The organism is Cohnella sp. AR92, assembly GCF_003990975.1.
Classification (GTDB): domain Bacteria; phylum Bacillota; class Bacilli; order Paenibacillales; family Paenibacillaceae; genus Cohnella.
The window spans coordinates 1-22,906 of record NZ_RZJR01000023.1 but is presented as its reverse complement, the minus strand read 5'-3'; the positions used below and the strand labels follow the sequence as shown (position 1 = coordinate 22,906).

Annotated in this window: 17 protein-coding genes; 13 read left to right on the top strand and 4 right to left on the bottom strand. The window is 58.7% G+C overall.

Annotated features, from left to right (window positions below; all coding sequences use genetic code 11):
* Window positions 1-4 precede the first annotated feature (4 nt).
* Window positions 5-1,222, top strand: coding sequence for a sugar ABC transporter permease (locus ELR57_RS26240; protein WP_126962636.1), 1,218 nt, complete (start codon window positions 5-7; stop codon window positions 1,220-1,222).
* 34 nt (window positions 1,223-1,256) lie between these two features.
* On the opposite strand, the gene ELR57_RS26235 is transcribed toward ELR57_RS26240, so the two are convergent.
* A complete protein-coding gene (locus tag ELR57_RS26235; protein ID WP_126962687.1) occupies window positions 1,257-1,643 on the bottom strand; it encodes a ferritin-like domain-containing protein in 387 nt (128 codons plus the stop codon).
* 363 nt (window positions 1,644-2,006) lie between these two features.
* Between ELR57_RS26235 and ELR57_RS26230 the strand changes: the two genes are divergently transcribed.
* Both ELR57_RS26230 and cysI read left to right on the top strand, forming a co-directional pair.
* Window positions 2,007-3,863 carry an assimilatory sulfite reductase (NADPH) flavoprotein subunit gene (locus tag ELR57_RS26230; RefSeq protein WP_126962634.1) on the top strand — a complete coding sequence of 619 codons (1,857 nt, stop codon included), beginning with the start codon at window positions 2,007-2,009 and terminating at the stop codon, window positions 3,861-3,863.
* A gap of 26 nt (window positions 3,864-3,889) precedes the next feature.
* Window positions 3,890-5,629: an assimilatory sulfite reductase (NADPH) hemoprotein subunit gene (gene cysI / locus ELR57_RS26225; protein ID WP_126962632.1), complete on the top strand. Its 1,740-nt coding sequence runs from the start codon at window positions 3,890-3,892 to the stop codon at window positions 5,627-5,629.
* Window positions 5,630-6,462: 833 nt separating this feature from the next.
* Here the strand turns inward: cysI and ELR57_RS26220 are convergent.
* Window positions 6,463-7,332 (bottom strand): helix-turn-helix domain-containing protein, encoded by an 870-nt coding sequence (locus tag ELR57_RS26220; protein ID WP_158630183.1) that lies wholly within the window; start codon window positions 7,330-7,332, stop codon window positions 6,463-6,465.
* 210 nt (window positions 7,333-7,542) lie between these two features.
* Here ELR57_RS26220 and ELR57_RS26215 point away from each other — a divergent pair, with 210 nt between their 5' ends.
* Complete coding sequence (locus tag ELR57_RS26215; RefSeq protein WP_126962628.1) at window positions 7,543-10,206, top strand: family 78 glycoside hydrolase catalytic domain; 2,664 nt, start codon at window positions 7,543-7,545, stop codon at window positions 10,204-10,206.
* Between the two features lie 65 nt (window positions 10,207-10,271).
* Here ELR57_RS26215 and ELR57_RS26210 read toward each other — a convergent pair whose 3' ends face one another.
* Window positions 10,272-11,030: a YheC/YheD family protein gene (locus tag ELR57_RS26210; protein ID WP_238162704.1), complete on the bottom strand. Its 759-nt coding sequence runs from the start codon at window positions 11,028-11,030 to the stop codon at window positions 10,272-10,274.
* A gap of 311 nt (window positions 11,031-11,341) precedes the next feature.
* On the opposite strand from ELR57_RS26210, the gene ELR57_RS26205 reads away from it, so the two are divergent.
* From ELR57_RS26205 to ELR57_RS26180, 6 genes are all read left to right on the top strand, one after another.
* On the top strand, window positions 11,342-12,223 hold the full coding sequence (locus tag ELR57_RS26205; RefSeq protein ID WP_126962624.1) for a gamma-glutamylcyclotransferase family protein: 882 nt from the start codon (window positions 11,342-11,344) through the stop codon (window positions 12,221-12,223).
* Between the two features lie 232 nt (window positions 12,224-12,455).
* Window positions 12,456-13,199: a glycerophosphodiester phosphodiesterase gene (locus ELR57_RS26200; protein ID WP_126962622.1), complete on the top strand. Its 744-nt coding sequence runs from the start codon at window positions 12,456-12,458 to the stop codon at window positions 13,197-13,199.
* Window positions 13,199-14,398: an SLC45 family MFS transporter gene (locus tag ELR57_RS26195; RefSeq protein WP_126962620.1), complete on the top strand. Its 1,200-nt coding sequence runs from the start codon at window positions 13,199-13,201 to the stop codon at window positions 14,396-14,398. The genes ELR57_RS26200 and ELR57_RS26195 overlap by 1 nt, the downstream gene beginning before the upstream one ends.
* A gap of 24 nt (window positions 14,399-14,422) precedes the next feature.
* Entirely contained in the window at window positions 14,423-16,306 is a 1,884-nt protein-coding gene (locus ELR57_RS26190; protein WP_202866432.1) for a glycoside hydrolase family 2 protein, read from the top strand.
* Window positions 16,296-17,615, top strand: coding sequence for an MFS transporter (locus ELR57_RS26185; RefSeq protein ID WP_126962615.1), 1,320 nt, complete (start codon window positions 16,296-16,298; stop codon window positions 17,613-17,615). The genes ELR57_RS26190 and ELR57_RS26185 overlap by 11 nt, the downstream gene beginning before the upstream one ends.
* Window positions 17,616-17,619: 4 nt before the next feature.
* Window positions 17,620-18,636, top strand: a complete 1,017-nt coding sequence (locus ELR57_RS26180; protein WP_126962613.1) for a DUF2804 domain-containing protein — start codon at window positions 17,620-17,622, stop codon at window positions 18,634-18,636.
* An 81-nt stretch (window positions 18,637-18,717) separates the two neighbouring features.
* Here the strand turns inward: ELR57_RS26180 and ELR57_RS26175 are convergent, their stop codons facing one another.
* Entirely contained in the window at window positions 18,718-19,437 is a 720-nt protein-coding gene (locus ELR57_RS26175; RefSeq protein ID WP_126962611.1) for a 3-ketoacyl-ACP reductase, read from the bottom strand.
* Window positions 19,438-19,581: 144 nt separating this feature from the next.
* Between ELR57_RS26175 and ELR57_RS26170 the strand changes: the two genes are divergently transcribed.
* The 3 genes from ELR57_RS26170 to ELR57_RS26160 form a co-directional block, all read left to right on the top strand.
* A complete protein-coding gene (locus tag ELR57_RS26170; protein ID WP_126962609.1) occupies window positions 19,582-19,944 on the top strand; it encodes a winged helix-turn-helix transcriptional regulator in 363 nt (120 codons plus the stop codon).
* Between the two features lie 108 nt (window positions 19,945-20,052).
* On the top strand, window positions 20,053-21,933 hold the full coding sequence (gene htpG / locus ELR57_RS26165) for a molecular chaperone HtpG (protein WP_126962607.1): 1,881 nt from the start codon (window positions 20,053-20,055) through the stop codon (window positions 21,931-21,933).
* 760 nt (window positions 21,934-22,693) lie between these two features.
* Window positions 22,694-22,906, top strand: a 213-nt coding sequence (locus ELR57_RS26160; RefSeq protein ID WP_148125564.1) for a transposase, incomplete at its 3' end; no start/stop codon positions are given.

Below are 22,906 nucleotides of genomic sequence, written 5' to 3'. Positions count from 1 at the left end.
AACCATGAATTTGAACAACGCTGTCCAAGAGGCGAGGCAGCCTCAACCAACGTTGCTAAAGGAAGCGGGGACGCTTCTCAAATCCAACATTCGCGAGTACGGGATGTACATCGCCCTGGTCGTTATCATCGCGGTATTCTCGATCATGACCGATGGCTTGTTCATCTCTTCGCGCAACATTAGCAATTTGATCGACGCAACGGGTTACATCGCCGTGCTCGCGGTAGGCATGACGCTCGTCATCGTCATCCGGCACATCGACTTATCTGTCGGCTATGCGGCAGGCTTCATGGGAGCGTTAGCCGCGCTGCTGATGGTAAAGAACGGCGTTCCCGTCTACCTGACGATCCTGATCGTCCTCGTGCTCGGCATCGTGATCGGAATGTTCAACGGCGTACTGGTCGCTTCGGTCGGGATTCCGGCATTCGTCTCCTCCCTTGCCGCGATGTTGATCTTCCGCGGCGCCCTGCAGCAAGTATTGGAGAAGACGGGTACGATCAGCATCGCCAACGAGCATTTCAACGCTCTCGGCAACGGCTATGTGCCTGAGATTACCGAGGTCGGGGGCTTGAAGCTGCTCTCGCTGATTCTCGGTCTAGTCGTCATTCTGCTGTACATCTACTTTGAATTCCAGAATCGTCGGAATAAGCAAAAGTACAATTTCGAGGTTCTCTCCGGCGGCATGTTCGCGGCGAAGCTTGTGTTTATCTCGGCGATCATCGCGTACATCACGTGGATTCTCGCCGGTTACGAAGGCTTCTCATGGACGGCCATCATTATGGTGCTCGTCGTCGTGATTTATCACTTCCTGACGACGAAGACGGTGCTCGGCCGCCATATCTATGCGGTGGGCAGCAACCCGGAAGCGGCGCATCTCAGCGGGATCAGCGTGAAGAAGATTACCTATATCGTTTTCGGCTCAATGGGCCTGCTCTCCGCGCTAAGCGGCATTCTGTTCACGGCGCGGATGCAATCGGCAGCGCCGACGGCGGGCACGCTGTTCGAGTTGGATGCCATTGCCGCCGCATATGTCGGCGGCGTATCGGCCGCCGGCGGCGTCGGCAAGGTTACCGGATCGATCATCGGCGCCATCGTCATGGCATCGCTGACGAACGGGATGAACCTGCTCGGCGTCGGTATCTCGTACCAGTACATGATCCGCGGCGGCGTACTGGCGGCAGCCGTTATCTTCGACGTCATGACGCGCAAGAAGAGAGGATAAAGATAATCCGAGGCCTTCTGGCCTCGGATTTCGATTAGCATTGCATAAGCAGATAGAGAAACCACACCGCATGGTTCTGCTCGTCGGCCGCGATTCTTCGGAAGGTCTCTTTGACGTAAGGGATGTTCGTCTGGTCGGTGATGCCGAGGTAGAAGTCCACCGTCTCTTGCTCGTCCTTGAAGGCGGCGAGAAGTCCGGCCTTATACTCGGTCGGGCACGGTTCCGTCAGCTGCGGAGCGGGCTGCTTGCCGGCCATCGTGACGTACATCTGCGAGATGATCTGGTAATGCCGGATCTCATCGTTCCGAATCTCGAGAATTCGGTTCCGCTGCTCCTCGTTCGGAGCCAGCTTAGCTAGCTGCTCGTAGCAGGCAATGGCGGAATATTCTCCGTTCAGCGCTTTCTCGAGGTCTAGAAACAGAGCGGGAACCGGATTGCTTGAGGGATTCGCGGCATTTGCAGAACCCGATGGCTGGGACGGATTCGTTTCATTCCGATAGATAGGCGAATAATACAAGGGATCAACTTCCTCTCCATATATTCGCCTACATCGTATGCTGAGCTTTAACCTTAGGTGAGATAGCAGCGCGCCGCATCCCGCGGCGCGCTGTTTTTTTTGCCGAGTTCGGCCGTTTTATAATGAAAAATAATAAATCCTGCAGAAAGTCTTATAGACAACTCATGCCGAAGTCATTGAAGGTTGCTTCCGTCTAGGGTAGTATTAAAACAATGAAAACATAGTGACGTTGTCGGATATATAACGAATCGTGCGAGGTGGATGCAGTTGCAACTTCATGTAACGAATAGTCCGTTCACAAGCGAGCAAGCCGAGCTTCTCAACAAGCTTCTCCCGACGCTGACGGAAGCCCAGATTCATTGGCTGAACGGATTTCTGACTTTCTATCGCGCCGGCGGCAACGCCGGGGCCGCGCTGCAGGCTTCGGCCGCGATCGAAGCACCGGAAGCGCCGGCAGCCGTTGCCGCAGCCGTGCCGCAAGGGCCGCGCGAAGCGACGATCCTGTTCGGCTCCCAGACGGGCAACGCGCAGCGTTTGGCCGGACGCCTGGCCGAGCAGTTGAAGGGCCAAGGCTTCGAGGTTACGCTGTCCGCGATGAACAAGTACAAGACGAACAACCTGAAGAAGGCAGGCCATCTGTTCATTCTGGCCAGCACGCATGGCGAAGGCGATCCGCCCGACAATGCGATCTCCTTCTACGAGTTCTTGCATAGCAAGCGCGCGCCGAAGCTGGACGGCATCAAGTTCTCCGTCCTTGCGCTCGGAGATACTTCATACGAATTCTTCTGCAAGACCGGCCAAGACTTCGACGCCAGACTCGCGGAGCTCGGAGCGGAACGAATCGCGGACCGCGTCGACTGCGACGTGGACTTCGAGGAGGCGGCTTCCGGATGGCTGGCTGCCGTAGGCAAGGCAGTCAGCGCGGCTTCTGCGCAGACGGCTTCCGCGGCCGGCGCAACGGCGGCGTCCGCTGCCGCTCCTGCCGCAGGGGAATCGGAATATTCGCGCGCGAATCCGTTCCACGCGGAAGTGCTGGAGAGCCTGAACCTGAACGGCCGGGATTCGGACCGCGAGACCCGCCATATCGAGCTGTCGCTGGAGGGCTCCGGCCTGACCTATTCGCCGGGCGATGCCGTCGGCGTCTATCCGCAGAACGACCCCGCACTGGTTGATGAGATCATCGCTTACCAGCAGTGGAATCCGGAGGAGCCCGTCGCGACCGGCAAGGCCGGCGAGACGTCCCCGCTGCGCAAGGCATTGCTGAACCATTACGAGATTACCGTGCTGACCAAGCCGCTGCTGGAGAAAGCCGTCGCTTACTCGGGCGACGAGAAGCTCGCGGAGCTGGTTAAGCCGGAGAATAAAGAGCAATTGAGGGCTTACATCGACGGCCGCGATCTGCTGGATCTGCTGAAGGATTACTCACCATGGACGCTCGCGCCCGGAGACCTGGCGAACCTGCTTCGCAAGCTGCCGCCGCGCTTGTACTCGATCGCGAGCAGCCTGAACTCCCATCCGGACGAAGTGCACTTGACGATCCGCAAGGTGGAATACGAAGCGCATGGCCGCGACCGCAAGGGAGTGTGCTCGGTGTATGCTTCCGAACGTCTCGTTCCGGGCGACACGCTGCCGATTTTTATCCAGCAGAATCCGAACTTCAAGCCGCCGGTCGATCCGGAGACGCCGGTCATCATGATCGGGCCGGGCACGGGCGTCGCTCCGTTCCGCGCTTTCATGGAGGATCGCGAAGAGCTGGGCGCAACGGGTCCGTCCTGGTTGTTCTACGGAGACCGTCACTTCGTCACCGACTTCCTGTACCAAACCGACTGGCAGCGCATGCTGAAGGACGGCGTACTGACGAAGCTCGACGTCGCTTTCTCCCGCGATACGGACGAGAAGGTGTACGTGCAGCATCGCATGCTTGAGAACGGCGAAGAGCTGTACAAGTGGCTGCAGAACGGCGCTCATGTGTACGTCTGCGGAGACGAGAAGCACATGGCCCATGACGTGCAATCCGCCTTGCTGACGATTATCGGACAGTACGGGAACAAGTCTCCCGAGGCTGCCGCGCAATATTTGTCCGAACTGCAAGAACAAGGCCGTTACCAACGGGACGTTTATTAATCGCATAATCGAAGGAGTTGACAACTATGGCGAAGAACCACAAGGCGGAGCCGATCGGCGGACCTCCGAGCGACGTCGAGCACCTGAAGAGGGAGAGTCATTACCTGAAGGGCTCGCTTACGGAATCTCTTGCGAACCGGGTCACGGGCGGCCTGCCCGATCTGGACAACCGGCTGCTGAAGTTCCACGGCAGCTACATGCAGGACGATCGCGATCATCGCAACGAGCGGGAGAAGCAGAAGCTGGAGCCTTACTACCAGTTCATGCTTCGCGTTGTCACCCCGGGCGGCGTCGCGACTCCGGAGCAATGGCTCGTCATGGATGAGCTGGCCGACAAGTACGGCACGGGCAGCCTGAAGCTCACGACTCGCCAGGCGTTCCAGCTTCACGGCGTGCTAAAGTGGAATTTGAAGAAAACGATCCAAGAGATCAATCAGGCGCTGCTCTCGACGCTGGCCGCTTGCGGCGACGTCAGCCGCAACGTCATGTGCAACCCGAATCCCTATCAGTCCGAGGTTCACGGCGAGGTGTTCCATTGGGCGCAGCAGCTGACGAGCCATCTGGCTCCGAAGACGCCGGCCTACCATGAGATCTGGCTGGACGGCGAGAAGGTTCTCGACAGCTTGCCGCAGAGCGACGGCATCGAGGGCGACTCGGTCGAGCCGATCTACGGACCGGTCTACCTGCCGCGGAAGTTCAAGATCGGCATCGCGGTTCCTCCGTCGAACGACGTGGACATCTATTCTCAGGATTTGGGTTACATCGCCATCGTGGAAAAGGGCAAGCTGGTCGGCTTCAACGTCTGCGTAGGCGGAGGCATGGGCATGACCCACGGGGATACGGCGACGTACCCGCAGCTCGCCAAGGTGATCGGCTTCGTCACTCCGGATCAGGTGCTCGCCGTCGCAGAGAAGACGGTCACGATCCAGCGAGATTACGGCAACCGCTCCGTGCGGAAGAACGCCCGCTTCAAGTACACGATCGACCGCCATGGCTTGGAATGGTTCGTGGACGAGCTGCATGACCGCCTCGGCTGGAAGCTTCAGCCGGCCCGCGAGTTCAGCTTCGAGCACACGGGAGATCGTTACGGCTGGATCAAGGGCAAGGACGGCAAGTGGAACCTGAACCTGTACGTTCAAGCCGGCCGCGTCAAGGACGTCGAGGGCTATCCGCTTCGCACGGCGCTGCGCGAAGTCGCGAAGATCCACACCGGCGACTTCCGCCTGACGGCGAACCAGAACCTCGTCATCGCGAACGTGACGAGCCAGAAGAAGACGAAGATCGCCGCCATCCTGAAGGAATACGGCATCGGCGAAGGCTCGCAATACTCGGCGCTTCGCCGCAGCGCGCTCTCCTGCGTCGCGCTTCCGACCTGCGGCCTCGCCATGGCCGAAGCGGAACGCTACCTGCCGTCGCTCATCGAGAAGCTGGAGCCGATTCTGGAGGAAGCCGGCCTGCGCGACGAAGAGATCAACATTCGCATGACGGGCTGCCCGAACGGCTGCGCACGGCCCGCGCTGGGCGAGATCGCCTTCATCGGCAAGTCCCCGGGCAAGTACAACATGTACATGGGCGCCAGCTTCCGTGGCGACCGCCTCAGCAAGATGTACCGCGAGAACATCGGCGAAGAGGAGATCATCGATACCCTGAAGCCGATCATCAACCGCTATGCGGTTGAACGGAGCGAGGGAGAGCACTTCGGCGATTTCGTCGTCCGCGCCGGTTACGTGAAGGCGGTAACGGACGGGACGAACTTCCATAGTTAAAGCAAGGCGCAGAGCTTGGCTCTGCGCCTTATTTTTCTCTATTCTCGCAAGTTGATCCAGAGATTTGCTTTGAGATCACCTGATTCGAGTCTAAGGCATAGGCGATTGATGAAGAAGGGTACACGACAGAGTCCTCATGTGGGCAAGTTACTCAGAAAATCGAAGTAACGGCAGCTCAGAGGGGGTTATCGGACGGAGTTACTCAGAGAATCGAAGCCGATCGGGCACCACGCCAACCGCATACCACGCCAACCGCATACCACGCCAACCGCATACCACGCCAACCGCATACCACGCCAACCGCATGGCACGCCAACCACATACCACGCTAACTACGTACCATGCCAACTACGCACCACGCCAACCGCATAGCACGCCAATCACATACCATGCTAACTACTTACCACGCCGGCCAAACAACACGCCTAACACGCACCACGCCACCGCACACCATGTCAACCGCACGCCACGCTACCCAACCATGCACCATACTAACCACCCAAAAACCCAGCCTCGCCGCGCGGACGGTTCTAACGGAACTCACAGCCTTTATTTGCCCGAAAAACAGGCAATAAAAAATTTAACGGAAATAAGAGCCCTTAATTTATATCCAATGGCTCGTTAACGGCTTTTATCTTTAAATTAACGTCTCTCAGTTCCGTTAGAATTTAAAATCGTGCTTTTGAAGCTGAATAAGGTCTCTCAGTTCCGTTAGAGAATAGACACTGTCCAACGAATGAGAATCGACTCTGTCCAGGAATGTGAGTCGGTGGCATGGGTGAGGCGGGCGGAGGTAAGTCTTGCCGGAACGCGAAATGGCAAGGCAGGGCTCGTCACCGGAAGAACGACTTCCGATACCGCCCCGGGGAGCTGCCTTCGATCCGCTTGAAGACGCGCGAGAAGGTTTGGAGATCCCGGTAGCCGACCATCCCCGCCACCGTGTCCAGCTTGTGGCGGGTCGTGCGCAGCAGCTCGCAGGCGGTCAGGATTCGCTGGCGCTGCACGAATTCGTGGAACGTCTGCCCCGTATGGCGCTTGAACAGACGGCGGAAGTGCCGCTCGCTCAAGCGGAACGTTTCCGCGACCTCGCGGATCGTCAGCGGTTCCGCCGCCCGCTCGCGGACGAAGGAGGCGGCATCGCCGATCAGATCGCTGCCGGTTCGATTCCCCGGAACCGCCTCCGCGCAAAGCAGGCGCGCCCACTCGATGACGAGCTGCGCGAGCATCGAGCGGAGCAGGGCGCCGTAGCCGGGCTTGGCGGCGGCATGCTCCTCGTGCATCCGCTCGAACAGCGGCTCCAGCCTAAGCAGCGGGTCCCGCACGATGCCGGCTTCGAGCGGGCCCGCGGACAGCGAGCGCCATAGCTCGCCGAGCCCGAGCTCCGGCGCGGATTCCGCGATCTCGCCCATAAGCTCCTCGGCGAACACGACGTTGTAGACGACCAGCCGACGGTTTTTCTCCAGAGAATAAGGACGGAAAACATGGGAGCTGCCCACGGGGAGGGCGAACAGATCGCCGCGCGAGGCCGGCAGCGCCCGATCCTCCAGGTAGTGATAGCCGTTGCCCTCCGCCACGTAATTCCATTCGATGAAGTCATGCTCGTGCTGGCCGAGATCGAACTTCTCCTCGATCCGATTGACGTAGATCCGCTGTCCCTCTCGGAACAGCTCGCTGCCTCTCAGCGTATGCCGGGATGTTCTCATGAAGGAGCCTCCACCCTTTAATGTCTGCATATCCGCTCAACCCGATTTTCCAACGTATCCGCAATCCGCCATTTTCGCATCCGAGTCTTCGGGTTACGATGTCCATTTTACCACCGTAATCCGTCCGTTTCAGCCCTATTACTAGCGATGTTAGCGCGTTACACTCCTCTCAGGCAAGTAGAAAACTTGATCCGAACAGGAGAGAGACGGATGGCGAACATCGAAATCTATGAGTTGACGTGCAATCACAAGACGAATCCGGTCGGCATCGACGATCGGGAGCCTAGGCTGAGCTGGAAGCTTCGTTCGACGGACAGGGGATTCCTTCAGGGGGCCTATCGCCTCCAGGCGGCCGAGGACGAGAGCTTCGCGCAACCGCCGGTCTGGGATACGGGCAAGGTCGAGAGCGGCCAATCGGTACTCGTGTCCTACAAGGGAGAAGCGCTTCGGCCGAGAACGCGGTACTTCTATCGGGTCAAGGTCTGGGGAGCGAACGGAGCCGAATCGGAGTGGAGCGCTCCCGCGTTCTTCGAGACGGCTTATTACTCGGAGGAAGAATGGGGCGGCGCGGACTGGATCTCCTATCCCTTGCCTGCGGATGAACAGGGCAACGAGCCCATCGCCTACCTGCGCAAGAGCATCCGCTTGAAAGGGCCGATCGCAGCCGCTCGCATCCATGCAACCGCGCTGGGCGCCTACAAGCTGTTCGTCAATGGCCGGGCGGCCGACGACACGCACTTGAACCCCGGATGGACGAGCTACGGGAAGCGGCTGCAGTATCAGACCTATGACGTGACCGGCCTTCTGACGGAAGGGGATAACGCCCTCGGCGCCATGCTGGGCAACGGTTGGTATCGGAGCGAGCTGGGCTTCCAGCCGGAGCGCCTGTATGGGAATACGCGGGCGCTGCTGGCGAAGCTTCACGTCCGGTACGCGGACGGTTCGGAAGAGATCGTCGGCACGGACGGCTCCTGGAAGGGCTCGGATGGGGCGCTTCGCTTGTCCGAGATTTATCACGGCGAGATTCATGATGCGCGGTTGGAAAAGAAGGACTGGTGCTTGGCGGGCTGCGAGGACGGAGGGTGGGGGAACGCGGAGCCTTATGCCTATGGGAAGACCACGCTCGTCGCCCAAGAGAACGAACCGGTTCGGCAGGTCGAGGAGCTTGTCCCGGTGTCGGTAATAACGACGCCGCGCGGAGAGACCGTTCTCGATCTCGGCCAGAACATGGTCGGTTGGATGCGGTTCACCGTGCAGGAGAAGGCGGGCACGACCATTACGCTGCAGCATGCCGAGGTGCTCGACCGCGAAGGCAACTTCTACGCGGGCAATCTGCGAACGGCGAAGCAGAAGATCACGTATATTTGTTCCGGCGAGGGGCCGGAGACGTTCGAGCCGACCTTTTCTTTCCAAGGATTCCGCTACGTGAAGGTAGAGGGGATACCCGCCGAGCGGATTGCCGGGAGATTCGCCGGCTGCGTGCTGACGAGCGATCTGAAGCCCGCGGGCCGCTTCCGGTGCTCGGACCCGCTGATCAACAAGCTGGCCGACAACATCGTATGGGGCCAGATCGGCAACTTCGTCGACGTGCCGACGGATTGCCCGCAGCGGGACGAGAGGCTGGGCTGGACCGGCGACGCCCAAGCGTTTATCCGGGCGTCTACGTACAACCGGAACGTCGCGCCCTTCTTCGCGAAGTGGCTGAAGGATCTGGCGGCGGACCAGCAGCCGGACGGCGGGGTTCCGCATGTCGTTCCCGAGGTGAAGATGGCCGGCCATAACTCGGCCGCATGGGGCGACGCGGCGGTCATCTGCCCTTGGGTCGTCTATGAGCGCTATGGGGACGAGCGCGTTCTGCGAGACCAGTTCGCGAGCATGAAGGGCTGGGTCGAGTACATTCGGGCGCAGGGCGACAACGAATACCTGTGGAACACGGGCTTCCACTTCGGAGACTGGCTCGGTCTCGACGCGAAGGAGAACAGCTACGTCGGAGCCACTCCGCGAGAGCTGATCGCAACGGCCTTCTACGCCTACTCGACGGGAATCGTGGCGAAGGCTGCGAAGGCGCTCGGCTTCGAGCGGGAGGAGGCCGAGTACGCGAAGCTGCACGATCGCGTGGTGTCGGCGTTCCGAGAGGAATTCGTGACCCCGAGCGGCAGGGTCGCTTCGCCGACGCAGACGGCTTACGCGGTGGCGCTGATGTTCGACCTGCTCGACGAGAAGGATCGCCCGCAAGCCGCGGACCGCTTCGCCCGCTTGATCGAGGAGAGCGGTAACCAGTTGACGACGGGCTTCGTCGGAACGCCTTATCTGTGCCACGTTCTGGCTCGTTACGGATACGGGGAGCTTGCCTACCGGCTGCTGGAGCGACGGGAATATCCGTCCTGGCTCTATCCGGTCGTGCGCGGGGCGACGACGATCTGGGAGCATTGGGACGGCATCAAGCCGGACGGCAGCTTCTGGAGCGACGACATGAACTCGTTCAATCACTACGCTTACGGCGCGGTGGGGGATTGGCTGTTCGGCGCCGTAGCGGGCATCGACGCGGATGCGGAGGAGCCCGGCTATCGCCGCATCAAGCTGTGCCCTCTGCCGGGCGGCTCCCTGACATACGCCGAAGCGACTCTGGATTCGCCGTACGGGGAGATCCGCTCGGCATGGAGCCGCGGCGGAAACGGCGGCATCGTCTACGAGCTGACGATTCCGGCTAACTCTTCCGCCGACGTCGTGCTGGCGGGCGCCAAGCTGGCGGGCGCCAAGGATTCGGGCCAACCGCTGGCGAGCGCGGCAGGCGTCTCGCGGGTGACGGAAGCGCCGCAGGGCTTAAGCTTCCGGCTGGGCTCCGGCGTTTACCGCATCGAGCTGGAGCAATAATCGCCGCTGCTAAGGAAATAGGGGCAAGTCTCCCTGTCGTGAAGACTCGGAGACGGCCCCTATTGTTATCGCGTTCGGCCGTATTGCTTGGCGAACGAGAGGATCCTTCGGAAGAGCTTCCGGTCTCCCGCCTTCCGGAGCGGATAGAACTGGGGCCGAGTATTGACCTCCAGAATCCACAATTTATCGTGCTTATCCAACGCCACGTCAAGCCCAAGCTCCCGGAAGCCCTTCTTGCGCTTATCGAACAGCTTGCCTACTTGAACGCCCAGCCTCTCCAGGTCGCCGCGCACCTCCGCGATGCCTTGCCGGCTGAAGCCGGCAGCGGATAGGGACGGCTCGAGGAAGCCGATTTTGCCGCCTTGGGCGTAATTCGTTGCCACGGTACCCGGCTTCCCGATCTTCAGGAAGACCCCGGTGCTCGTCCAGACGCCCTCCGACGATTTCTGGACCATGACGCGAATGTCGAAGGGTTTGCCTTTGACGGTTGCGAGCGCTATCCCTTTCTGAAGAAGGTAAGGCTCGCGGCTTGCCTTCGGACTCAAGAAACCGTAAAGCGCATCGAGTCCGGAGTGCCGGCGCACGGCCGACTTCTGCTTCGTCCGGAAGCCTGCTCCCTGCTTCGCGATGCGGATGATATTGAACCCGCCCGTTCCTCCGGTAGGCTTGAAGTAAACCGTCGGGTATTTCTCCAGCATTCGCTTCAAGGCGTCCCGAGAGAAGGGCACGGTTGGAGGAACATGATCCTTTAAAGCTTCGCTTCCCAGAAGCCACTTCGTTTTGACCCACTTGCTCTTGATGGACACGCTTCGATACCGATTCACGTTCGTCCCCCCTCGTTCTCCTAAAATATGAGCATTCGGAGGGAATGGCATGTGTATCCGCCCTATCCGCAGGAGTTTGCTCCCCAAGCGCATTCAAACGCATTCCCGCGCATCCCCGCTCGATTTGTTGCATCCAGTACCAGCATTCGAAGGCTTCCCAACGCATCCTCCGCGCATCTCAACGGCTTTAGATTGCCTCCCAGCGCATCCGAACTCTTCCGAATCGTTCCCGCATCGGGCAGGACCTTCTGATAAGCCGTTCACGCTCATACGATAGGTTGCTGAGATTGTATAAGGAGGGTGTCCATCCCATGAACATACCTAATTCTCTCGTGTTCCACTATGGCAACATGCGCAAGAACGAAGGCAATCATCGGCTGCTCGCCGGTTCGGAGCTTGCCGCGGAGCAATGCCGCACGGCCGGCCGGCTTTACGATACGGGGAACGGCTATCCCGTTATGATTCCAGGCGGCAACGGCAGCGTGTATGGGGAGCTGTACCGGGTAAGTCCCGCTATTTTGCGCAGATTGAATGCCTGGGAAGGGTGCGACGAGGATGGGCGGGGCAGGAACAGCCTGCGCGTGAGCCAGCCGGTGCACACGGATTCCGGGACGGTGGAGGCATATGTCTATATCCAATCAGCGGAAAGGAGCGGCGAAGCGCGGCCGATCGAGCTGGGAGATTGGAAGTACGACCGAAGGGCGAGGGATGGCAAGCCCTTGCTTTACTTCGCTTACGGCTCCTGCATGGATGACGAGAGATTCATAAGGGCGGGCAAGGCGCACCTATTCCTAGACATGCTGGGCAAAGGGACGCTGCATGGGTATTCCCTGAAGTTCTCGCACCAAGCCAAAGACGGAGGAAGGGCCGACATGGCGGAGCTGGGAGGAATCGTCGAAGGCAAAGTCTATCGGATCGGACAGGAGGCGCTGGAGTACCTGAAGCGCAGGGAAGGGGTACATAGCGGAGTCTACCGCCCCGCCTTCGTCGACATTCGGATGGGCCGCAGGACCGTCAAGGATGCCTTGACCTTCCTCGTCATTCGGAAATCGGAGCGGGAGGTGCCCCCTCCGAAGCATTACGAGACCGAGATCCGGCGAGGCGGCCTGACGGTGTGGTCGGAGGAATACGGACGGAGCTTCGAGCGGCACCTGCAAAGCCTCTTCGGCGGCAGCGACGGCCAATCCCGCTGATTCCCTCCAATGCGACATTCTTCGAGGGAATGGTTGACTCTCCATTCTTGCCCTGTTTGCTATCGGTTTGCGACCGTCCGTCTTCGAGCAATTCCGCATAGAACCGTCCAATCGTCCTTGCCTCGTAATGATAACGCTTTCTTTTTTACGCAAAATGGGTTATCTTTGCCTTAGTATCCTGTATAATCGGAATGATTCATCGAATTAAGCGGTCTGCAGGAGGAATGAAGCAATGGCTACGATCCTAAATTTCGCCCATCGGGGCGCTTCGGCCTATTGTCCGGAGAACACGATGGCCGCCTTCGTCAAAGCGATCGAGCTGGGCGCGACGGGCATCGAGACGGACGTGCAGATGACGTCGGACGGCCAGCTCGTCCTTATTCACGACGAACAGCTTAAGCGCACGACGGGCTCGCCCAAGCTGGTGAAGGACGTTACGCTGGCGGAGCTTAAGGAGCTGGATGCCGGCTCCTGGTTCGGCCCGCAGTTCCAGGGAGAGAGAATCCCGACGCTGGCGGAGCTGCTTGCGCTTGTCCGGGGAACGGATCTCGTCGTCAATATCGAGTTAAAAAACGGCGTCGTGCTCTATCCGGGGATGGAGGAAGCGGCGATCGAGGAGATTCGGCGTTTCGGGCTGAGCGAGCAGGTCATTTTCTCCAGCTTCAATCACTATTCGCTGGTGAAGTGCAAGCTGCTGGCTCCCGAGATTCGCACGGGAATTCTCTATATGGAAGGCTTGTACGAGCCTTGGAAGTATGCGGCGGGAATCGGCGCGTCCGCGTTGCACGCCTATCATTATGCGGTGCTGCCGGAATGGGTCGAGCAGTCGGCCGCGAAGGGCATCGTCTATTATCCGTGGACCGTGAACGACGCCGCGACGATGAGCCGATTGATCGAGGCGGGAGCGGCGGGAATCATCACCGATTATCCGGACCGCCTGGCCGAGGTCATTCGCGAGTCCCGGGAGGACGCTTGATGAGAAGAACCTGGCTGCTTGGCTTCGGCTTCTTCAGCATCAGCATCACTTGGGCGCTGTACAACGGCTTCGTTCCGTTCTTCCTGGACGATTACCTCGAGAGCACGGCCTTGATCGGCTTCATGATGACGATCGACAACTACTTCGCGCTGTTCCTGCAGCCTTGGATCGGCAGCCGAAGCGATAAGACGAATACCCGATTCGGCCGGAGAATGCCTTACCTGCTCATCGGAATGCCGCTGGCCGCGGTCTTCGTCACGTTGATTCCTTTTCACACCGGCTTGTTCACCCTCGTGCTGTTCATGATGCTGATGAATCTGGCCATGAGCCTCTACCGTTCCCCGACGGTCGCTTTGATGCCCGATCTGACTCCGGAAGCGCAGCGGACGAAAGCCAACGGGATCGTCAATTTTATGGGCGGCATCGGGGGCATTCTCGCTTACGGGGCCGGTTCCATTCTGTACGACTCGGACAAGTCGTTCCCCTTCTTCGCGGCGGCCTGCATCACGCTCCTCTCCCTGCTGATTCTCTATCGCACGGTAAACGAGAAGCGGGACGGTATCGTCCCGGCCGCGGAAGAGAAAATCCGGATCAAGTGGAGAGACGAGCTGGACCGAACGACGGTGCTGCTGCTCGGGGCGATCTTCTTCTGGTTCGTCTCCTATCAAGGCGTGGAGGCTCTGTTCACCCTGTACGGAGAGCATCAATTAGGCCTGGAGGAGAGCGCCGCGGCCTTCTCGCTGACGTTCTTCTCGCTGTTCTTCGTCCTGTTCGCGATCCCGAGCGGCTGGCTCGGCAACCGCTACGGCAAGAAAAAAACGATCCTGATCGGCATCTGCGGGCTGTTCCTCGTCTTCGCGGCGGTTCCGCTGGCGAAGTCCTTGCTTCTGCTTCGCGTGCTGCTGGCTCTCGGCGGAATCTTCTGGGCGTGCATCAATATCAATTCATACCCCTTCATCGTATCGACGGGAGAAGAGAGCAGCGTAGGCACTCGCACGGGAATCTATTATCTCGCATCCTCGCTCGCGGCGATCTCGTCGCCTCCGCTGCTGGGGCTGGCGATAGACGAATTCGGCTATCGGTCCTTGTTCGTCTGCGCGGCGGGCGGCATGCTGATCGCCTTGGTTTTCCTGTCTCTCGTGAAGCATGACGGGAAGACATCGAAGCTGACGAAGCTCCATGGGACCAAGGCGGTCTGAGTACAACGGGAGAGGATGACGGGCGTGACGGCAATCGGCCAAAAAGAGCGGGAATGGCGAATGGCTGGCGAGGGGCTGCGCACGAGATGGTCGGCGGATGTGGATCCGGAGGCCGTGCTGCCCGAGTACCCGAGGCCTCAGATGGTTCGCGACGAGTGGATGAATCTGAACGGGCTGTGGGAGTACGCGGTTCGCCCGCTCGAAGCGGAAGAGGCAGCCGACAAGGATTATGACGGGACGATCCTTGTCCCGTTCCCGATCGAGTCGGCTTTGTCGGGCGTTGGTCGGCCGATGAGGCCGGAGGAGAGGCTGTGTTACCGGCGAAGCTTCGAGCTGCCCGCGGAGTGGGAAGGGCGCTCGGTGATCCTGAATCTGGGAGCCGTGGATTGGAAGACGGAGGTTCGGGTCAACGGGCAGGTCGTCGGCGAGCACTCGGGCGGGTACTGTCCGTTCCGCTTCGACATCACTCGCCATATCCGCTTCGCGGAGCAAAATGTAATCGCTATCATCGTCTGGGACCCGACCGATGCCTACGGGCAGGAGAGGGGCAAGCAAACGCTACAACCGAAGGGCTTGTTCTACACCGCCGTATCGGGGATTTGGCAGACGGTCTGGCTGGAGCCGGTGTCCGAGCGGCACGTTCGCTCCTTCCGGCTTACTCCCGATATCGACGCCGGGGAGTTGACGATCGAGCTGGATATGGGCGAGGCGTCGGGATTGTTGACGGTCGAAGCCGTCGCCATGGAGGATGGGAAGGAAGTCGCCTCCGCTCTAGGTGAGGCGTCTTCCCCGATCAAGCTGCGGATTCCGGAAGCGAAGCTCTGGAGCCCTGCGACTCCGTTCCTTTATGGGCTCGAGATCCGGCTCCTTGGCGAGAACGGCGTTGTGCTCGACCGGATCGGGAGCTACTTCGGGATGAGAAGCTTCACGATCGAGGCGGACGGCGGCGGTCGAAAGCGGCTGTGCCTCAATCATGAACCCTTGTTCCAGCACGGGCTTCTGGACCAAGGCTACTGGCCGGACGGCTTGTATACCGCGCCGACGGACGAAGCTCTCGCTTATGATCCGCAGATGGCGAAGGCGATGGGGTTCAATATGATCCGCAAGCATATCAAGGTCGAGCCGGCCCGATGGTACTATCACTGCGACAGGTTAGGATTGATCGTCTGGCAGGATATGCCGAACGGCGGAGCGGGCTGGAACCACCTTCATCATCTGATTCTGCCGAACCTGTTCGGCTCGGCGAGGATCGACGACCGCTCCGAGCGAACCTTGCGGGCGCTCGGCCGCGCGGATCCGGCGAATCGGGAACAGTACCGCAAGGAATTAAAAGAAATGATCGATGCGCTCTACAACAGCCCGTGCATCGGAATGTGGGTGCCGTTCAACGAAGCATGGGGACAATTCCACGCTGCGGAGACGGCAGCCTGGGTGGAGAGCTGCGATCCGACGAGGCCCGTCGATCATGCGAGCGGCTGGCACGATCAAGGCTACGGAGATCTGAAAAGCGTTCATACCTACTTTCGAAAGCTGCGGAAGCCGCGAGACAAGGGGAGCCGAGAGAGAGTTTACGTTCTGTCCGAATACGGCGGATACGGACTGCCGCTCCCCGGTCATGCGTGGCGGGAGGGCAAGTCTTTCGGCTATCGGAAGTATAAGAGCGCGGAGCAGCTTTACGAGAAGTATAGATCGCTCATCGAGGACCAGTTGAAGCCGCTGATTCCCCAAGGGCTGTCCGCCGCGGTCTATACGCAGCTGACGGACGTGGAGACCGAAGCGAACGGCCTGATGACGTACGACCGCGAGGTCGTCAAGATCGATCCCGCGAGGCTGCGGGAGCTGCATCGGTTCATAGAATCGCGAGAAACGCGCGCATGCGAAGAGGAGCGGGCAACGGATGGCGGATGAGCGGATTACGAGGCGGAATTGGACGCTGATCTGGATCTTGGGCATGGCCGGCCAGATCTGCTGGAACATCGAGAATTCCTGGTTCAATAACTTCGTCTACGACAAGATCGCCAAGGACTCGGCGATCATCACGTGGATGGTCGCGGTCAGCGCGATCGTGTCGACGTTCGCGACGTTCTTCATCGGTACCTGGAGCGACCGGGCCGGCCGGCGCAAGCCGTTCATCTCGGTCGGTTATATCTGCTGGGGCATCTTCACGATTGCGTTCGGCACGGCGGAGTTTCTTCCCCGCGATCCCCTGATCGCGGCCATCGTATTCGTCGTCGCGGCGGACGCCGTGATGAGCTTCTTCGGCTCGACGGGCTATGACGCCGCCTATCAGCCCTGGACGACGGACATCTCGAACGAACGCAACCGGGGCAAGCTCGGCGGAGCGCTCGCTTCCATGCCGGTGCTGGCCACGATCTTCGGCGCCGTCGTCTCCGGGATGCTCGTGGACCTGTTCGACTTCTTCCCCTTCTTTATCCTGATGGGAAGCCTTGTCTCCCTGATCGGCGTCTTCTCTCTCTTCGCTTTGAAGGATGATCCGAAGGTAACCGCCCGCCGGAATGCCGGAGGCTATTGGAAGCAATTCGCGGAAGTGTTCCACGTTCGCACGGTGCTGCGCCACAAGGAGCTCTTCTGGGTGCTGGTCGTCAACGCCGTTTACTTCATCTCCTTCAACGTTTATTTTCCGTATATCACGATCTATTTCAATAATTATCTCGACATGAACTACACGCTGTCCGGAGGCATCCAGGCGGCCGGTCTCGTCGCGGCGATCTTCCTCACGCTGCCGGCGGCCAAGTGGATCAATGCCCAGAAGACCGCTCGGATCATCGCGATCTCGGTCGTTTCCAACTTCATCGGCTTGCTGCTGATCTACCTGTCCTCTCAGATCGCGGTGCTCCTGATCGGCACGTTCTTCGCCGGAGCGGGCTACGTGCTCGTCATTCAGACGATCACCGCTTGGGTGAAGAACCTGTTCCCCGAGCAGCAGAGGGGCCAATTCGAAGGGGTACGCATGATCTTCGCCGTCTGCGTGCCGATGGTGATCGGACCGCTGATCTCCAACGCGGTGATCCAGCATCATGGCGTCCATATGGAGATCGACGGCGTGGCCGGCATGGTTCCGAATGAGACGCTGTTCCTGATCGCGGCGGCCGTGACGCTGCTTACGTTCCTGCCGCTCATTCCCGCCGCGAAGCAAGCCATGCGCCGCTTAGGCTCGTCCGTACCCACGGATTCTTCAACTCACTTGGAGGGATAAAAGCATGCAAACCCGCATCACGAACGCCGGTCCGGTGCTCGGGCCGAACGGCTCCCTGCAGCAGAGGGGCTACTCCACCCGATCGGTTCTTCATTACAATCGCGACGGAATCAAGGCCGCTCCCTGGAAGATCAAGGAGTGGGATTTCTATCAGGTGTCGAACGACGACTTCTGTCTCCAGATGACGATCGGCCATGTGTCCTACGCCGGCAACGTCTCGGTTAAGCTGTTCGAGTTCAAGACGGGCGTCCGGTACGAGATCACGAAGATGCTGGTCCTGCCCTTCAACCGGCTGAAGCTTCCTTCGTCGGCGGAGCAAGGAGACGTGATATACCGCAGCGGCGGAATGAAGATGGAGTTCCGCCAGTCGGCGGGAGAGAGGTCGCTCCGCTGCGAAGCGACCGACAAGAAGTCGCCGCCGATTACGGTAGATATCAAGCTCGCCCAGCCCGATCCGTCGTCTATCGTCATCGCCACTCCTTTCGACGAGAATCCGGCCTACTTCTATTACAATCACAAGATCAATTGCATGCCGGCGGAAGGAACGGTGCGCATCGGCGAGAAGGAGTACCGGTTCGAGCCGGACAGCGCCTTCGGCCTGCTCGACTGGGGGCGCGGCGTGTGGCCGTTCCACCACGAATGGTACTGGGGAAGCGGGAGCGGGTACGTCGACGGCAAGCGCTTCGGCTTCAACATCGGCTACGGCTTCGGCAATACGTCCGCGGCGACGGAGAACATGCTGTTCTACGACGGCACCGCCCATAAGCTTGGCAAGGTTATCTTCGATCTGGCGGGCGGCGGCTACTTGTCGAAGAAGAGAATCGTCAGCGACGACGGAAGGCTCGATATGGAGTTCGTTCCGATCTACGATAACCTGCAGATCACGAAAATGCTGTTCGTCGACAACTGCATCCATCAGGTGTTCGGAACGTTCTCGGGCCGAGCCGTTCTGGACGACGGGCGGACGGTCGAGTTCAAGGACTTGGTCGCTTTCGCGGAGCATGCGGTGAATAATTGGTAAAAAGACAGCCTGCCCGACTCCTTCGAGGGGCCGGGCAGGCTGCTTAATTATTAGGATAACGGATAACAATTCTATTACGGATTATTGAGGATTCGTCGTCCAGATCCCCGCGGCCTTCACGAACACGCGCTTCGGCAGCTTCAACGTCGCAAGCGCCAGCTCGGCCACATCCTCCGGCTGCATCATGCGGTCCTCGTCGCCGATCTTGAGGCCGGCATTGACGGACAGCTCCGTGTTGACAGTGCTCGGAGTCAATGCGGTCACGCGAATGTTCGATTTGCGAACCTCCTGCAGCACCGATTCCGTCAAGCCGAGTACACCGAATTTGGAAGCGCAGTAGGCCGATCCGGTAGCAAAGCCGCGCTCGCCCGCCGTCGAAGCGACGTTGATGATGCTGCCGCTGTTCTGCTCGAGCATCGTAGGCAGCACCGCGCGGGTCACGTAGTAGGTGCCCATCAGGTTGACTTGAATGATCCGTTCCCACTGCGCCGGATCCATATCGACCAAGGCGCCGAATTGCGCGATTCCCGCATTGTTGATCAGAATGTCGATGGAGCCGAGCTGCTTCTTCAGGGAGGCGACGGCTGCCTCGACTTCGGAAGCATTAGAAACATCGGCAGAAGCGATATACGCCCGGATGCCGTACTCGTTCGTTAACGATGCTTGCAATGCTTCAAGATCCGCGGCGCTGCGGGCAATGAGTCCGACGTGTACGCCTTCCTTGGCCAGCATAGTCGCAATGGCTTTGCCGATTCCTTTGCCAGCGCCTGTAATAATAGCGGTTTGGTTGTTCAATTGCATGGTAGGTCTCCTATTCTCGGTTCATTTTTTATTTGGGAACGATTCGTTTATTCTATAACAGACCGAACGTTAAGATAAGGACGCACTTCTAGGTTACGCGGTTACCTCCAGGCAACCTTAGAATAAGGAAGAGGGCATTCGTTAATGAGAGATCTACGGCAAGAGATTCGGACCAAAATCGAGAACAAAGAGTTCAATTGCGAGAAAGAGCTGACGCTGTCCATCATTAGCGGCAAATGGAAGGTCGTCATTATTTATCATCTGGGCGTCGAAGGACCGCACCGATTCAACGCCATTCAGAAGCTGTTTCCGAGGATTTCCCACAAGGTGCTGACCAATCAACTGAGGGAGCTGGAGGAGGACGGCATCGTTCACCGGCGGGTGTACCACGAGGTCGTTCCGATCCAGGTGGAATACTCGCTCACCCCGCTTGGCGAGAGCCTGCTGCCGATCATTCTGATGATGTACGAATGGGGCAAGCAAAGAATGAAGGATTTTATCACGTAGCCGCCTTCCGTCCGAAAAAAAGATTAGCACTCGACGGCATTGAGTGCTAAAATAACGGTGATAAGAAACAATCCCATATCTCTCAATGAAGGAAAGGAGATCCACGGCATGGCCAAGAAGCAGTTCAAAGCGGAATCCAAACGTTTGCTGGAGATGATGATCAACTCGATCTATACGCAGAAGGAGATTTTCCTCCGGGAATTGATCTCCAACGCCAGCGACGCGATCGACAAAATCTATTACCGGGCCTTGACCGACGACAGCCTCGTCTTCGACAAGGACAATTACTATATTAAGGTGACGGCCGATAAGGCGTCCCGCACGCTTACCCTCTCCGATACGGGCATCGGCATGTCGGCCGAAGACCTGGAGAGCCATCTCGGCGTGATCGCGAAGAGCGGCTCGCTGGCGTTCAAGAACGAGAACGAAGCGAAGGACGGCCACAACATCATCGGCCAGTTCGGCGTCGGCTTCTACTCCGCGTTCATGGTAGCGGACACCGTTACCGTCGTCAGCCGCGCGCTCGGCAGCGACCAAGCGTTCAAGTGGGAATCCACGGGGGCGGACGGCTACACGATCACTCCTGCCGAGAAGGAAACGGTCGGCACCGACATTTTCCTCAAGATCAAGGACAACACCGAAGACGACAATTACGATGAATATCTCGAAGAGTACCGCCTGCGCGCGATCATCAAGAAGTACTCCGACTTCATCCGCTATCCGATCAAGATGGAGATGACGTCCCGCCGTCCGAAGGAAGGCGAAGAAGGCGAGTTCGAGGAGTTCAAGGAAGAGCAAACCGTCAACTCCATGATCCCGATCTGGCGCAAGAACAAGAGCGAGCTGACGGACGAAGACTACAACAACTTCTACATGGAGAAGCGCTACGGCTTCGACCAGCCGGTGAAGCACATCCACATCAGCGCGGACGGAGCGGTCGTCTACAACGCGATCCTGTACATTCCGGAGAGCACTCCTTTCGATTACTACACGAAGGAGTTCGAGAAGGGGCTTGAGCTCTACTCGAACGGAGTCCTGATCATGAACAAGTGCGCCGATCTGCTGCCGGACTACTTCAGCTTCGTGAAGGGCATGGTCGACTCCGAGAACCTGTCGCTGAACATCTCCCGCGAGCTGCTGCAGCAGGACCGCCAGCTGACGATGATCGCGAAGCACCTCGAGAAGCGGATCAAGAGCGAGCTCTTGAACCTGCTGAAGAACGACCGCGAGAAGTACGAGGCGTTCTACAAGTCGTTCGGCCGCACGCTCAAGTTCGGCGTCTACAACGACTACGGCGCTCACAAGGACACGCTGCAGGACCTGCTGCTGTTCTACTCCTCCAAGGAGAAGAAGAACGTCAGCCTCGAAGAGTACGTGTCCCGCATGCCGGAGGACCAGAAGTACATCTACTACGCATCCGGCGAATCGATCGAGCGGATCGAGAAGCTGCCGCAGACCGAAGTGGTCGCGGACAAGGGCTACGAGATTCTGTACTTCACCGACGACGTGGACGAGTTCGCGATCAAGATGATCATGAGCTACAAGGAGAAGGAATTCCGTTCCGTCTCCAGCGGCGATCTCGGCATCGAGCCTAGCGAGGACGACAAGGCTTCGGAAGCGGAAGAGAACGAGAGCAAGGACCTGTTCGAGTCGATGAACGGCCTGCTCGCGGGCAAGGTGAAGAAGGTCAAGGCATCCAAGCGCCTGAAGAGCCATCCGGTCTGCCTGTCCACCGAAGGTGACGTGACGATCGAGATGGAGAAGATTCTCAAGGCGATGCCGAGCGGCCAAGACATCCAAGCCGACAAGGTGCTCGAGATCAACGTGAACCATGAGGTCTACCAATCGCTGAAGAACGCGTACGAGAACGACAAGGAGAAGCTGAGCCTGTACACGAACCTGCTGTACAACCAGGCGCTGCTTATCGAAGGCCTGCCGGTTCAGGATCCGGTGGCGTTCACGAACGACATCTGCAAGATCATGCGCTAATGGGAAAATAAAGCTCTAGTTAGCCGCTCCGCCGAGTCCTCCGCGACCGGGGAGCGGCTTTTTTGCGTCGTCTGCTGCCGTATGGCGCGTCGGAGGGGGCAAACGATAATCGATTTCTTCGACTAACTCGCACACCTCTGTGGCTTAAGGCGCGCCGATAGTCGATTTTTTCGACTATCTCGCCTGCTCCGGTGCCTCCAGGCGCTCCGATAGTCGATTTATTCGACTATCTCGTCTGTTTCGGTGCCTCGAAATGCTCCGATAGTCGATTTCTTCGACTATCTCGCCTGCTCCTGTGCCTCGAGATGCTCCGGTAGTCGATTTCTTCGACTATCTCGCCTGCATCGGAGCCTTGGGGTGCGTCGTTAGTCGATTTCTTCGACTATCTCGCCTGCATCGGAGCCTTGGGGCGCGTCGTTAGTCGATTTCTTCGACTAACTCGCACACCTCTGTGGCTTAAGGCGCGCCGCACGAATGGCGGTCCCCGGCTCCGAGTTATTGAACTTTGTTCAATAACAGCGCACGAATGGCGGTCCCCGGCTCCGAGTTATTGAACTTTGTTCAATAACAGCGCACGAATGGCGGTTCGCGGCTCCGAGTTATTGAACTTTGTTCAATAACGGCGCACGAATGGCGGTTCGCGGCTCCGAGTTATTGAACTTTGTTCAATAACAGCGCACGAATGGATGTAGTCTAGAAAGTAGACACGCTGTAACAGCGACCTGCTACAATAAAATCACTAAAAAGGTCGAGGTGTGTCATGGGCGATATCCGTCAGCATTTTGATGATGAGTTTAAGCGTCAAACGATTAAACACATGCAAGAGAACGGTAAAACACCAGCTGAAGTTTCTAAAGAGCTGGACATTCCCGTAAGCAGCATTCGTGCATGGAGAAAAAAGTTTGCTAATGCCGGAGAAAAATCGCAGGTGTTTGTTGATTATGAAAAGCTGAAAAAGCTTGAAGAACAAAAC

What these genes read in the sequence shown, in the direction of transcription:
- ELR57_RS26240 (WP_126962636.1), top strand. Translation starts at nt 5, where the DNA reads ATGAATTTGAACAACGCTGTCCAAGAGGCGAGGCAGCCTCAACCAACG.
- cysI (WP_126962632.1), top strand. Translation starts at nt 3,890, where the DNA reads ATGGCGAAGAACCACAAGGCGGAGCCGATCGGCGGACCTCCGAGCGAC.
- ELR57_RS26220 (WP_158630183.1), bottom strand. Translation starts at nt 7,332, where the DNA reads ATGAGAACATCCCGGCATACGCTGAGAGGCAGCGAGCTGTTCCGAGAG.
- ELR57_RS26215 (WP_126962628.1), top strand. Translation starts at nt 7,543, where the DNA reads ATGGCGAACATCGAAATCTATGAGTTGACGTGCAATCACAAGACGAAT.
- ELR57_RS26205 (WP_126962624.1), top strand. Translation starts at nt 11,342, where the DNA reads ATGAACATACCTAATTCTCTCGTGTTCCACTATGGCAACATGCGCAAG.
- ELR57_RS26200 (WP_126962622.1), top strand. Translation starts at nt 12,456, where the DNA reads ATGGCTACGATCCTAAATTTCGCCCATCGGGGCGCTTCGGCCTATTGT.
- ELR57_RS26195 (WP_126962620.1), top strand. Translation starts at nt 13,199, where the DNA reads ATGAGAAGAACCTGGCTGCTTGGCTTCGGCTTCTTCAGCATCAGCATC.
- ELR57_RS26185 (WP_126962615.1), top strand. Translation starts at nt 16,296, where the DNA reads ATGGCGGATGAGCGGATTACGAGGCGGAATTGGACGCTGATCTGGATC.
- ELR57_RS26180 (WP_126962613.1), top strand. Translation starts at nt 17,620, where the DNA reads ATGCAAACCCGCATCACGAACGCCGGTCCGGTGCTCGGGCCGAACGGC.
- ELR57_RS26175 (WP_126962611.1), bottom strand. Translation starts at nt 19,437, where the DNA reads ATGCAATTGAACAACCAAACCGCTATTATTACAGGCGCTGGCAAAGGA.
- ELR57_RS26170 (WP_126962609.1), top strand. Translation starts at nt 19,582, where the DNA reads ATGAGAGATCTACGGCAAGAGATTCGGACCAAAATCGAGAACAAAGAG.
- htpG (WP_126962607.1), top strand. Translation starts at nt 20,053, where the DNA reads ATGGCCAAGAAGCAGTTCAAAGCGGAATCCAAACGTTTGCTGGAGATG.